Here is an 11,803-nt window from a genome sequence, read left to right as displayed (position 1 = left end):
GCGGCAGTGCCGTGAGCCGTGGCACTGCCGCCCGAGGGCCGGTTCCTGTCACGCCGTCATGCGTCGGCCCGCTCCTCTGCCGCGCGGGCCGAGGCCCGCCGCGCCGCGCGTTCACGCCGCCAGTTGCCGAACAGCGGGGCCACCATGGAGAGCACCGCGACCGCGAGCAGGGCGGCGGAGATCGGCTTGGTGACGAAGGTGCTGAAGGAGCCGTCGGAGATCAGCAGCGCCTGACGCATGGACTTCTCCATCAGGCCGCCCAGGATGAGCCCCAGGATGAGCGGTGCCGCGGGGAAGTCGTTGGCTCGCATCAAGAAGCCGAGCACACCGAAGCCGAGCAGCAGCCACAGGTCGAACGTGCTGAAGGACTGCCCGTAGACGCCGACCACGCAGAAGACCACGACCAGCGGCAGCAGCAGCGTCTGCGGGGTCTTCAGCACCTTGGCGAACAGCGGGATCAGCGGCAGGTTGAGGATCAGCAGCACGATGTTGCCGATGTACATGCTGGCGATGACACCCCAGAACATGTCCGGGTTCTCGTCCATCAGCAGCGGGCCCGGCTGCACGCCCAGCACCAGCAGCGCGCCGAGCAGCACCGCCGTCGTACCCGACCCGGGCACGCCCAGGGTCATCAGCGGCACGAAGGAGCCGACGGCGGCCGCGTTGTTGGCGGACTCGGGGGCGGCGACACCCTTGATGCTGCCCTTGCCGAATGTCTTGCCGCCGTCCTTGGCCAGCCGCTTCTCGAAGGCGTACGACATGAAGGAGGCGATGGTGGCGCCCGCGCCCGGCAGTACGCCGATGAAGAAGCCGAGGACCGAGCTGCGCCCGGCGGGGCCGCTCATCTCCTTGACCTCGCTCCGGTTCAGCCGGAGCGAGGAGATCGTCCCCGCCTTGCCGCTGTCCTCGCCGCGGTTCATCAGCATGACGAAGACCTCGGCCAGCGCGAACACACCCAGGGCCACGATCAGGAACTCGATGCCCTCGAACAGTTCGATCTGCCCGAAGGTGAAGCGCTGGGTGGAGGTCTGGGAGTCGATGCCGATCAGGGCGATCATCACGCCGACGGTGCCGGAGATCAGGCCCTTGACGAGGTTGTTGCCGGCGAGCGAGACCACGGCGGTCAGACCGAGGAGCATCAGCGAGAAGTACTCGGCCGGGCCGAAGCTGGTCGCGACCGCCGACAGCGAGGGCGCGACGAGCATCAGGCCGATCACGCCGATCGTGCCGCCGGTGAAGGAGGCGTACGCGGCGATCGCCAGCGCCTTGCCCGCCTTGCCCTGACGGGCCATGGGATAGCCGTCGAAGGACGTGGCCACGGTGCCCGCCACACCGGGGGCGTTGAGCAGGATCGACGAGGTCGAGCCGCCGAAGATCGCGCCGTAGTACACCCCGGCGAGCATGATGATCGCCGAGACGGGATCCATGGTGAAGGCGATCGGGATCATCAGCGAGATCGCGCTGATCGGGCCCAGGCCCGGCAGCATGCCGATGACCGTGCCCATGAGTACGCCGAGGAAGACGTAGAGGAGGTTGGCCGGGGTGAGGGCCACCCCGAAGCCGTCGATGAGTCCGTTGAGAGCGTCCATGCCGTATGTGCCTCAGTCTCCAGGTCAGAAGGGCAGCGGCCCGGTCGGCAGGGCCACGTCGAGCCCCTCGGACATGGCGAGGTACAGCGACAGGGCCACGCCCACGCCCACCAGCACGCTCACCCAGTGCCGGGCGAAGCCGAGGTGCCAGGCGGTGCCGACCACGAAGAGGCTGGTCGAGATCACGAACCCGAGCGGCACGAACAGCGCCACGTAGAGGGCGATCGCGATCATCAGCACGGCCGGCTCCAGCCGGGGGTCGGAGAGGCGGCCGACGCGGGGCCGGCTCGTGGCCCCGTCCTCCTCAGCGTCCGGCGCCTCCGGCGCGTCGGCCTCCGCGCCGGAGGCCGCGCCGTCCTGCCCCGCGGCATCCCGCGGCTCGGAGTTCTGGAAGAACAGGGCCACGCTCAGGGCGATCAGCGCCAGGCCCAGACCCTGGGGCAGGGTGCCGGGCTGCACCGGCACCTCCACCGCCGTGAACTCGGGGATGTTGAACGCCCCGACCGTGTAGGCCACCGCCACCAGGCCGAGTACGACCGCGAGGGTGCGCTGCGAGAAGCGGAAGTGATGCATTGTCCTGCCGTCCCCGCCGATTACTTCTTCAGACCGACGTCGGTGAGGATTCCGCTGAGCGACTCGTTCTGCTCGTCGAGGAACTTCCCGAACTCGGCGCTGCCGAGGAAGGCGTTGGTCCAGCCGAGCTTCTTGCTCTCCGACGTCCAGGAGTCGTGCTCGACCATCTTCTTGTACGCGTCCTCGTAGTAGGCGACCTGGCTCTCGGTCAGCCCCTTGGGTCCCATCACTCCGCGCCAGATGTCGAAGACGTAGTCCACGCCCTCCTCGGTGAGGGTGGGCGCGTCCGGCAGGATCGCCGAACGCTCCTGGGTGGACACGGCGAGCACCCGCACGTCGCCGGACTTCGCCAGGCCGGTCACCTCCGAGGCTCCGGCGACGGCCGCGTCGGCGTGCCCGCCGAGCAGCGCGGTCATGGCCTCGCCGCCGCCGTCGAAGGGGACGTACTTCACCTGCGCGGCGTTCACGCCGGCTGCCTGGACGGCGCCCGCGAGGCCGACGTGGTCGAGGCTGCCGGGGCCCGAGCCGCCCGCGACGCTCAGGCTCTTCGGGTCGGACTTCAGCTTCGACGCCAGGTCGTCGAAGGTCTTGTAGGGCGAGTTCGCCTTCACCACGTAGGCCAGCGGCTCGGTGTTGAGCCGGGCGATGGGCGTGAAGTCCTTGTACGTCTGCTGCGACTCGCCGGCCAGCGGCACCAGCAGGATGGGAGGGCTGGTCACGAAGAGCTTGTGCGGGTCGGCCTGGTGCTGGGCGATGTACGACCAGCCGATGGCGCCGCCGCCACCGGGCTTGTTGACCACCCGCATCTGTCTGTCGACGAGATTTGCCTCGTCCAGCACCCGGGCGCTGGTGCGGGCGAGGGTGTCCCAGCCGCCGCCGGTGCCCGCGGGGGCGACGTACTCGATGGGCTTGGTCGGCTTCCAGGCGCCGTCGCCACTGGCGCCGGTGGCCGCCTGCTCGCCGCACGCGGCGAGCAGCAGAGTGGCCGAACCGGCGGCCACGGCCGCCGTGACTGCTCGGGGGGCTGAGCGGAACACACTTCCTCCAGCTGTGCACTCGGGTGTTTCCGGGGTCTCGCGGTGTCGAGGCGTCATGGAAACAGCGCGAGGCATGGCCGAAAAGAGAGGTTGAGCGTTGTGGAGCTATTGGCCCTAACGAACGTTGTGGAACCAGCCGTCGACAACTTTCGTAACTTCTGTTCACTCCCCGGGGGCGTCGCACATCCGGCATCGATGCGGCATCACCTTTGCTCGACCTGGTGACTGTCTTTGCACTCTCATGCACAATGCGCTGGGCATCAGAGAGGTCTCGGGTGTCCTCTGCCGCGGTCTGCCGCCGAGTACAACGAAGTCCGGGCGGAAGGGAGTCACCATGATTCGTGTACTGGTCGTCGACGATGACTTCATGATCGCCCGCATCCATCGCAAGCTCGTGGAGCGCGTTGCCGGGTTCACCGTCGTCGGAGAGGCACGCAACGGCGCGGACGCGTTGCGGGCGGTGCGCGAACTGGGCCCCGATCTGGTGCTGCTCGACCTCTACCTGCCCGACATCGGCGGTCTCGACGTCCTGCGCGAGCTACGCGCCGGGGAGACCGCCGGGGCCGAGGTCGACGTGATGGTGGTGACGGCCGCGCAGGAGGTCGACACCGTACGCGGCGCGCTCCGCCAGGGCGCCGTCCACTACATCATCAAACCGTTCGACACCTCCGTCCTGGAAGAACGTCTTCAGCAGTACGCGCGTCAGCGGCGCGAGCTCGCCGACATGGCGATTCCCGAGCAGGGCGACGTCGACCGGGTCTTCGGCAAGGCCTTGCCCGGTCCCGGCGACCATCCGGCCCCCCGCACGAGCGGCGCGCCGCCCGGCCTCCCGGCCGGGGCCGCGTTCCCGCCCGCCGTTCCCGCCTCCGCCTCAGCCCTCACCGGCCCGGCTGCCGTACCGACCAGGCTGCCCAAGGGCGTCACCGAGCAGACCGCCGAGCTGGTGCGCCGTAACCTCTCCTCCGCGCAGGCCGACGGCCTGTCCGCCTCGGAGTGTGCCGGGGCCACGGGGCTGTCCCGGGTCAGCGCCCGCCGCTATCTGGAGTTCTTCGTCTCCACCGCCCAGGCCCAGGTCTCCCTCCGCTACGGCACGACCGGCCGTCCCGAGCGCCGCTACCACTGGCTGGCCGGACCGTCCCGTCCTGCGGACATCGAGCACGGCTGACGCCCAGCCGCCCACCAGGTGTGCCGGGGCCGGGCCTGCCTGCCGACGAGCAGACCGCGCGACTGCGGCGGCGCCCCGGGCCGCATCGGCCGGGCGATCGCCACGTCGGCCAGGCAGCCGACGACATCGCGGCATACGCCACGGTGCCCTCGCCGGAAACGCCCTCGCCGGACGAGTACGCCGCCCGCAGCACGAACCACAGGCCCCAGCACGATCCAGTCGGCAGCCGCGGCGGCAGGAAGATCTGGAAGCGGACGAGGACCCGGGCCCTCGGATGCCGCACCGTCCAGGCGCCGAGCACCCCGGCGACCGCTCCCGAGGCGCCGACCAGCGGTGCGCCCGAGCCGGCGTCGAGGACCGCGCCGGCACGACGCGGCCGTCTGCGTCGGCGACCCCGTCGGAGACGTCCGCGGCGCCCCACGCCGCACATGTGCCCGGGGCGGAGTGCGTGAATCGGCCCTCCCGCTGAACGGGGCCGCACGGGCGTGCGTATGTGTCGGCAACCGCCCGCGGCGCGGGGAAGGCGGGTCGCGGGGCCGACGTGAGGAACAGGCGATGAACGACCGAGTTACTCCCGCGATGCACGCACTGCCCGACGGCGAGGCGGAGCTGACGCTGGTGGTGCGGCTGCCCTGGGAGGACGTGGCCCGCCTCGGCCAGGAGGCCGGGCGGCTGGCGACCCAGATGCGGCGGCCCGTGACGCTGGAGGAGGCGGTGAGCCACCGGTTGCGGTCGACCCGGGCGGCCTCGCACGCGAAGCCGGCGGGGGAGCAGCCGCCGGCGGTGACGGCCGCGCCGGCCTCGGTGTCGTCCCTGCCGTCGCGGCCGCCGGCGGAGCAGGCGCGGCAGGCGATCGACCGGATCACCGGCACGGCGGGGACCGCGTAGGGGCTTCGCCGTGGGAGTGCGGGTGTGTCGCCGGGTGCGGGACGTCTGCGGCTCGTCGCGCCCACGCGGCCGAGCCGCACCTGGATACAGCCCCGCGCCCCTGACGGCACGCCCCCACCCCGCCTCACCTCACAAGGAACCGCGGACCTTTGCCGCCGCCTTGCGGGCCGCCACCAGGACCGGGTCCCAGACCGGGGAGAACGGCGGGGCGTAGCCCAGGTCCAGGGCCGTCATCTGTTCTGCCGTCATGCCGGCGGTGAGGGCGACCGCCGCGATGTCGACCCGCTTGCCCGCGCCCTCCCTGCCGACGATCTGGACGCCGAGGAGGCGGCCCGTGCGGTGCTCGGCGAGCATCTTGACGGTCATGGGGGAGGCGTTCGGGTAGTAGCCCGCGCGGCTGGTCGACTCGATGGTGACTGCCTCGAAGCGCAGGCCCGCCCGGTGGGCGTCCTTCTCGCGCAGGCCCGTGCGGGCGATCTCCAGGTCGCAGACCTTGCTGACCGCCGTGCCGACCACGCCCGGGAAGGTGGCGTAACCGCCGCCGATGTTGGTGCCGATGACCTGGCCGTGCTTGTTGGCGTGGGTGCCGAGCGGGATGTGCCGGTCCTGTCCGGAGACCAGGTCGAGGACCTCGACGCAGTCGCCGCCGGCCCAGATGTTCTCGTGGCCGCGCACCCGCATCGAACGGTCGGTGAGGAGACCGCCGTGCGGCCCCAGGGGGAGTCCGGCGGCCTGAGCGAGGGTCGTCTCGGGGCGGACGCCGATGCCGAGCACGACGACGTCCGCCGGGAACTCGCGGTCCTGGGTGACCACCGCCCGCACCCGTCCGTCGCCGGTCAGGATCTTGGTGACCTCGGCGTCGTTCACCATCGTGATGCCCAGGCCCTCCATGGCCTTGCGCACCAGGCGGCCCATGTCGGGGTCGAGGGTCGCCATGGGTTCGCTCCCGGAGTTGACGACCGTCACCTCGTAGCCGCGGTTGATGAGCGCCTCGGCCATCTCCACACCGATGTAGCCGGCCCCGACGACCACCGCCCGGCGGCCCCGCGTGTGTTCCAGCGTGTCGAGGAGCGCCTGACCGTCGTCCAGCGTCTGCACGCCGTGCACCCCGGCCGCGTCGGCCCCGGGCATGTCGGGCCGGACCGGCCGGGCGCCGGTCGCGATCACGAGCTTGTCGTACGACGTCCAGGACTCCTCGCCGGAGTCGACGTCACGCGCGCGTACCCGCTGCCCGTCGAGGTCGAGTTCCGTGACCTCGGTGCGCAGCCGCAGATCGATGCCGCGCGCGCGGTGCTCCTCGGGGGTGCGGGCGATGAGCTGGTCCCGGTCGGTGACGTCGCCGCCGACCCAGTAGGGGATGCCGCACGCCGAGTACGACGTGAAGTGGCCCCGTTCGAACGCCACGATCTCCAGCTCGTCGGGGCCCTTCAAGCGGCGCGCCTGCGACGCCGCGGACATTCCCGCGGCGTCGCCGCCGATGACGACCAGTCGTTCCCGTACGCGGCTCATGCTCATGCGAACACGCTACGGGACCAGGGCATTTCAGTCCCGCTCACCCGTCTGCGTGGACTCCGGTGCCGGCCGGGCCGTCGGCAGCGGGCCCAGGGCGGTCGTCGCGGGTGCGGACGCGCGGCGGCGCGGCAGGCGGGGGCGTACGACGCGCAGCCACAGCAGGACGATCAGCCCGGCCACCGCCGCGAACGGCAGGATGGCGCCGATGGCCACCGCGAGCCAGCGCAGCATCGTCACGAAGGCGTTCCAGCCGCCCGCGAGCGCGTCCACGAACCCGGGGTCGTCGTCCTTGGTCTCCTTCTTCACCGCGGTCTCGGACAGCGACAGGGTGATGGTGGCCAGGCTGGTGCGGTCCTTCAGGGACTCCTGCCGGGCGAGCAGCGCTTCCAGGTCGGCCTGGCGGGTGCTCAGCTCGCCCTCCAGGGTCACCACGTCGGTGAGCTCGGTGGCCTGGTCCATCAGCTCGCGGATCCGGGCCACGCTGGCGCGCTGCGTCTTGATCCGGCTCTCCACGTCGACGACCTGGTCGGTGACGTCCTCGGCCTTCGCGCTGCGGTCGAGGAGCTTGCCGGTGCCCTCCAGTCCGGCGAGGACCTCGTCGTACTTCCCGACGGGGACGCGCAGCACGACCCGGGTGCGCTCATGGCCCTCGGCGTCCCGGGTGGTCGTCTCGTCGCCGACGTAGCCGCCCGCGTTCTCGGTGCCGGTGCGGGCCTGCTCCAGGGCCTTCGGGACGTCCTTGACCTGCACGGTCAGGGAGACCGTGCGGATGATGTGGCTCGGGGCGAGCTTCGGCGGCGCCGCCGTGGCCCTGGCGCCGCTTCCGGTGCCGCCGGGGGCGGCCTCGCCCGAGCCGGCCTTGCCGTCCGCCCGGGAGGCGACGCCGCGGTCGGCTGCGGAGCTGCCGCCGGCCGCGTCGTCCCCGGCACTGCACCCGGTGAGTGCGAGGGCGGCCGCCAGCAGGAGTGCGGCCAGGGCCGGGGCGGGGCGTCGTACGGATCGTGGTGTGCGCATGCGGGCATCCCCCGGGGTCGATTCTGCTGACGCTTCTTCGACGCCCGGACGGCGTCGATCGTTTGGCCCGGGACGGTTCCGATGCGGTCACGGTCGGGACTCGTGACGGACACCGGGGCGTGGCGGCGACGTCCGCGGGGTCTGAGAGGCTGGGGCCATGCGCGAAGTTCAAGGGCAGGTCGTCGTCATCGGGGCGGGCATCGCGGGGCTGGCCGCCGCGCACCGGTTGCTGGAGCGCGGGGCGCGGGTGACCGTGCTGGAGGCCTCCGGCCGGGTCGGCGGCAAGCTGCTGCCCGGGGAGATCGCGGGGGCGCGCGTGGACCTCGGCGCCGAGTCGATGCTGGCCCGCCGCCCCGAGGCCGTGGCGCTCGCCCGCGAGGTGGGCCTCGCCGGCCGCCTCCAGCCCCCCGCGACCGCCACGGCCTCGCTCTGGACCCGCGGCTCCCTGCGCCCCTTCCCCAAGGGGCATGTGATGGGCGTGCCCGGCACCGCGTCCGCCCTGGCCGGCGTGCTGTCCGAGGAGGGCCTCGCCCGCATCGAGCGGGACGCCGAGCTGCCCCGCACCGAGGTCGGCGACGACGTGGCCGTGGGGGAGTACGTGGCGCAGCGCCTCGGACGCGAGGTCGTCGACCGCCTGCTGGAGCCCATGCTGGGCGGGGTCTACGCGGGCGACGCGTACCGCATCTCCATGCGCTCGGCCGTCCCGCAGCTCTTCCAGGTGGCCCGGACCCACACCTCCCTGACGGCAGGGGTGCGCGAGCTCCAGGCCAAGGCGGCCGCGGCCCGGCAGACCGGCCCGGTGTTCATGGGCGTCCGGGGCGGCATCGGCACCCTGCCCCTCGCGGTGGCCGACTCGGTCCGGTCACGCGGGGGCGAGATCCTGACCGGGACGCCGGTGACGCGGCTGCGCCGCACCCCCGAGGGCGGCTGGCATGTCGTCTCCGGTGAGCGCGAGTGGCTCGCGGACGCCGTGGTCGTCGCCGCCCCCGCCCCCGCCGCCGCCCGGCTGCTGCGCGCCGAGAACCCCGGAGCCGCCGCCGAACTCGACGGCGTCGAGTACGCCTCCATGGCCCTGGTCACCCTCGCCTACCGCCGCGCCGGGACGGCCCTGCCCGACGGCAGCGGCTTCCTCGTGCCGCCGGTCGACGGGCACACCATCAAGGCGTCCACGTTCGCCTCGCAGAAATGGGGCTGGATCGCGGACGAGAACCCCGGCCTGGTCGTCCTGCGTACCTCCGTCGGGCGGTACGGCGAGACGGAGATCCTCCAGCGCGACGACAGCGAGCTGGTCGAGATCTCCCGGCACGACCTGCTGGCGGCGACCGGCCTCGGCGCCACGCCCGTCGCCGCCCGCGTCACCCGCTGGGACGACGGCCTGCCCCAGTACCCCGTCGGCCACCACGCGCGCGTGGCCCGCATCCGCGAGCACATCGCCAGCCTCCCCGGCCTCGCCGTCTGCGGCGCCCCGTACGACGGCGTCGGCATCCCGGCCTGCATCGCCAGTGCGTACGCCGCCGCCGACCAGATCCACGGTGACCTGCGCGGTGTGCAGGAGCTCACCGCCCACCCGGTGCAGAGTCTGCACGGCGGAGCGGGAGAATGAGGAGCATGAGTGACGACGCCTCCACCACGGCCTCCAGCGCCGCCCCCGACCGCATCCCGAACAAGGGCAAGCTGGCCAAGGACCTCAACGAGGTCATCCGCTACACGCTCTGGTCCGTCTTCAAGCTGAAGGACGTCCTCCCCGAGGACCGCGCCGGGTACGCCGACGAGGTCCAGGAGCTGTTCGACCAGCTCGCCGCCAAGGACGTCACGATCCGCGGCACGTATGACGTCTCGGGTCTGCGCGCCGACGCCGACCTCATGATCTGGTGGCACGCGGAGACCAGCGACGCGCTGCAGGAGGCGTACAACCTCTTCCGCCGGACGAAGCTGGGCCGCGCCCTGGAGCCCGTCTGGTCGAACATGGCGCTGCACCGCCCCGCCGAGTTCAACCGCGCGCACATCCCGGCGTTCCTCGCCGACGAGACGCCCCGCGACTATGTGAGCGTCTACCCCTTCGTGCGCTCCTACGACTGGTACCTGCTGCCCGACGAGGACCGCCGCCGCATGCTCGCCGACCACGGCAAGATGGCCCGCGGGTACCCGGACGTGCGCGCCAACACCGTCGCCTCGTTCTCCCTCGGCGACTACGAGTGGATCCTCGCCTTCGAGGCCGACGAGCTGTACCGCATCGTCGACCTGATGCGTCACCTGCGCGCCTCGGAGGCCCGCCGGCACGTCCGCGAGGAGGTGCCGTTCTACACGGGCCGCCGCAAGGACATCGCCGAGCTGGTCGCCGGTCTGGCCTGATCAGCGGCTGCGTCCGCCGGCCCCGGCCCGGTCCGGGGCCGGCGGCTTCGGCTCGGCGTGCGGGGCGCACTCCGCGCGTCGTCCCGGCAGCCGGCCCTCCAGCAGGTACGCCTCCATGTGCCCGTTGACGCAGGCGTTCGGCCCGCCCGCCAGGCCATGGGCGCCGGCGTCCCGCTCCGTCACCAGGACCGAGCCCGCGAGGCGGTCGTGGAGTTCGAGGGCGCCGTCGTAAGGCGTGGCGGCGTCCCGCTCGGCGGCCAGGATCAGCGTCGGCGGCAGTTCGCCCGGCCCGGCGCCGACGTCGAGCGGCCGCTGCCGGGGGGCCTGCCAGTAGGCGCAGGGCAGGTTCGTCCACACGTTGTGCCAGGTCTCGAAGGGCGCCACCCGCGCGAGCCGGGTGTTGTCCCGGTCCCACACCTTCCAGTCCGTGGGCCAGGGGGCGTCGTTGCACTCGACGGCCACGTAGACCGCGCGTGAGTTCTCCGCCTCGGCCGCCGCTTCCGGGTGCTGCTCGGCCTGCTCGACCAGCGGCCCGGAATCGCCCTTGAGGTACGCCGACAGCGCGTGCGCGCGGTGCGGCCACTGGTCGTCGTAGTACCCGGCCTGCAGGAACGCCCCCTGCAACTGCCCCGGCCCGACCTTCCCGCCCGCCGGTTCGGCGGCCAGCTTCGCGCTCGCCCGCTCGTAGCTGCGCAGCACCTCCCGCGCCGTCCGGCCCAGCCCGTACACGTCGTGGTGCCGGGCGATCCACGCCCGGAAGTCCGCCCAGCGGTCCTCGAACGCCGCCGACTGGGCGAGGTTGTTGCGGTACCAGATCCGCTCGGGGGCGGGGTGGACCACCGAGTCGAACACCATCCGCCGCACGTGCGCCGGGAACAGCGTCGCGTACAGGGCCCCGAAGTAGGTGCCGTACGACGAGCCCATGAAGGTCAGCCGCTCCTCACCGAGGGCGGCGCGCAGCACGTCGAGGTCGCGGGCGTTGTTCAGCGAGTGGTAGTGCCGCAGCGCGTCGCCGGACCGCTCGGCGCAGCCGCGGGCGTACGCCTTGGCCTGCGCGACGCGTTCCCGCTTGTACGCCTCCGAGGGATGGGTCGGCGCCTGGGAGGGCCCCTTGAAGAACTGCTTGGGGTCCTTGCACGACAGCGGCGCGGAACGGCCCACCCCGCGCGGGGCGTAGCCGACGAGGTCGTACGCGGCGGCGATCCGCTTCCACTCGGGGAGCAGGCCGATGAGCGGGAAGTACAGGCCGGTGGCGCCAGGACCACCGGGGTTGTGGACGAGGGCCCCCTGCCGGCGGACCTTGTGCTTGCTGTTGAGCGGGTCCTTCTGCGTGGCCCGGGCCCTGCTGACGGAGAGTTCGATCCGCTTGCCGTCCGGGCGGGCGTAGTCCAGCGGGACGCTCACCGTGCCGCACTGCATGCTGCCCGGCAGGTCCTGCGCGTCGGGGCACGGGCCGAAGGTGACACCGGCCGCCTTCGCGCGCGCGGCGGCCACGGCGGTGCCGCGCCTCTCGGCCGCCCCCGTCCGGTCCTCGGAGTCCGGCGCCGCGGTGAGGGTGCTCAGCAGCAAGGACCCGGCGGCCGAGTAGAGGAGGGCGGCTCTCATCGCGTATCCCTTCGGTGCACGGTGGCGACGAAAGGGATGTTTCGTTCGGAGTTGGGGGAAGGCAAGCA

10 protein-coding genes and 1 pseudogene are annotated in these 11,803 nt (G+C 72.4%); 4 read left to right on the top strand and 7 right to left on the bottom strand.

The annotated features are described in order from the left end of the window. Positions 1-56: 56 nt before the first annotated feature. From ACFU3E_RS09455 to ACFU3E_RS09445, 3 genes are read right to left on the bottom strand one after another with little or no spacing between them, the layout of a single operon-like run. Positions 57-1,589 (bottom strand): tripartite tricarboxylate transporter permease, encoded by a 1,533-nt coding sequence (locus tag ACFU3E_RS09455; protein WP_384154321.1) that lies wholly within the window; start codon positions 1,587-1,589, stop codon positions 57-59. A 24-nt stretch (positions 1,590-1,613) separates the two neighbouring features. Then, positions 1,614-2,162: a tripartite tricarboxylate transporter TctB family protein gene (locus ACFU3E_RS09450; protein ID WP_384154319.1), complete on the bottom strand. Its 549-nt coding sequence runs from the start codon at positions 2,160-2,162 to the stop codon at positions 1,614-1,616. Positions 2,163-2,182: 20 nt separating this feature from the next. Then, positions 2,183-3,199 carry a Bug family tripartite tricarboxylate transporter substrate binding protein gene (locus tag ACFU3E_RS09445; RefSeq protein WP_384154317.1) on the bottom strand — a complete coding sequence of 339 codons (1,017 nt, stop codon included), beginning with the start codon at positions 3,197-3,199 and terminating at the stop codon, positions 2,183-2,185. 334 nt (positions 3,200-3,533) lie between these two features. On the opposite strand from ACFU3E_RS09445, the gene ACFU3E_RS09440 reads away from it, so the two are divergent. Next, positions 3,534-4,364 (top strand): response regulator, encoded by an 831-nt coding sequence (locus ACFU3E_RS09440; RefSeq protein WP_384154315.1) that lies wholly within the window; start codon positions 3,534-3,536, stop codon positions 4,362-4,364. A 14-nt stretch (positions 4,365-4,378) separates the two neighbouring features. On the opposite strand, the pseudogene ACFU3E_RS09435 reads toward ACFU3E_RS09440, so the two are convergent. Next, positions 4,379-4,725 (bottom strand): annotated as a pseudogene (locus tag ACFU3E_RS09435) (rhomboid family intramembrane serine protease); the annotation flags it as partial. A 194-nt stretch (positions 4,726-4,919) separates the two neighbouring features. Between ACFU3E_RS09435 and ACFU3E_RS09430 the strand changes: the two are divergent. Then, complete coding sequence (locus ACFU3E_RS09430) at positions 4,920-5,252, top strand: hypothetical protein (protein ID WP_384154313.1); 333 nt, start codon at positions 4,920-4,922, stop codon at positions 5,250-5,252. A gap of 129 nt (positions 5,253-5,381) precedes the next feature. On the opposite strand, the gene ACFU3E_RS09425 is transcribed toward ACFU3E_RS09430, so the two are convergent. Together ACFU3E_RS09425 and ACFU3E_RS09420 are read right to left on the bottom strand one after the other, a co-directional pair. After that, a complete protein-coding gene (locus ACFU3E_RS09425; protein WP_384154311.1) occupies positions 5,382-6,767 on the bottom strand; it encodes an FAD-dependent oxidoreductase in 1,386 nt (461 codons plus the stop codon). Positions 6,768-6,794: 27 nt separating this feature from the next. Next, the gene (locus ACFU3E_RS09420) at positions 6,795-7,778 is read right to left on the bottom strand and encodes a DUF4349 domain-containing protein (RefSeq protein ID WP_384154309.1); all 984 of its coding nucleotides are present in this window, start codon (positions 7,776-7,778) and stop codon (positions 6,795-6,797) included. Between the two features lie 157 nt (positions 7,779-7,935). Here ACFU3E_RS09420 and hemG point away from each other — a divergent pair, with 157 nt between their 5' ends. Both hemG and hemQ read left to right on the top strand, forming a co-directional pair. After that, on the top strand, positions 7,936-9,381 hold the full coding sequence (gene hemG / locus ACFU3E_RS09415) for a protoporphyrinogen oxidase (RefSeq protein ID WP_384154307.1): 1,446 nt from the start codon (positions 7,936-7,938) through the stop codon (positions 9,379-9,381). A gap of 5 nt (positions 9,382-9,386) precedes the next feature. Then, complete coding sequence (gene hemQ, locus ACFU3E_RS09410; RefSeq protein WP_384154305.1) at positions 9,387-10,130, top strand: hydrogen peroxide-dependent heme synthase; 744 nt, start codon at positions 9,387-9,389, stop codon at positions 10,128-10,130. Here hemQ and ACFU3E_RS09405 read toward each other — a convergent pair whose 3' ends face one another. After that, positions 10,131-11,735 (bottom strand): alpha/beta hydrolase, encoded by a 1,605-nt coding sequence (locus tag ACFU3E_RS09405; RefSeq protein ID WP_384154303.1) that lies wholly within the window; start codon positions 11,733-11,735, stop codon positions 10,131-10,133. Positions 11,736-11,803: the final 68 nt, after the last annotated feature.

Source organism: Streptomyces sp. NPDC057424 (assembly GCF_042803315.1).
In the GTDB taxonomy this organism is placed as follows: Bacteria; Actinomycetota; Actinomycetes; order Streptomycetales; family Streptomycetaceae; genus Streptomyces.
Note: the sequence above shows the minus strand (reverse complement) of the source record. Positions and strands in the feature narration are given on the sequence as shown.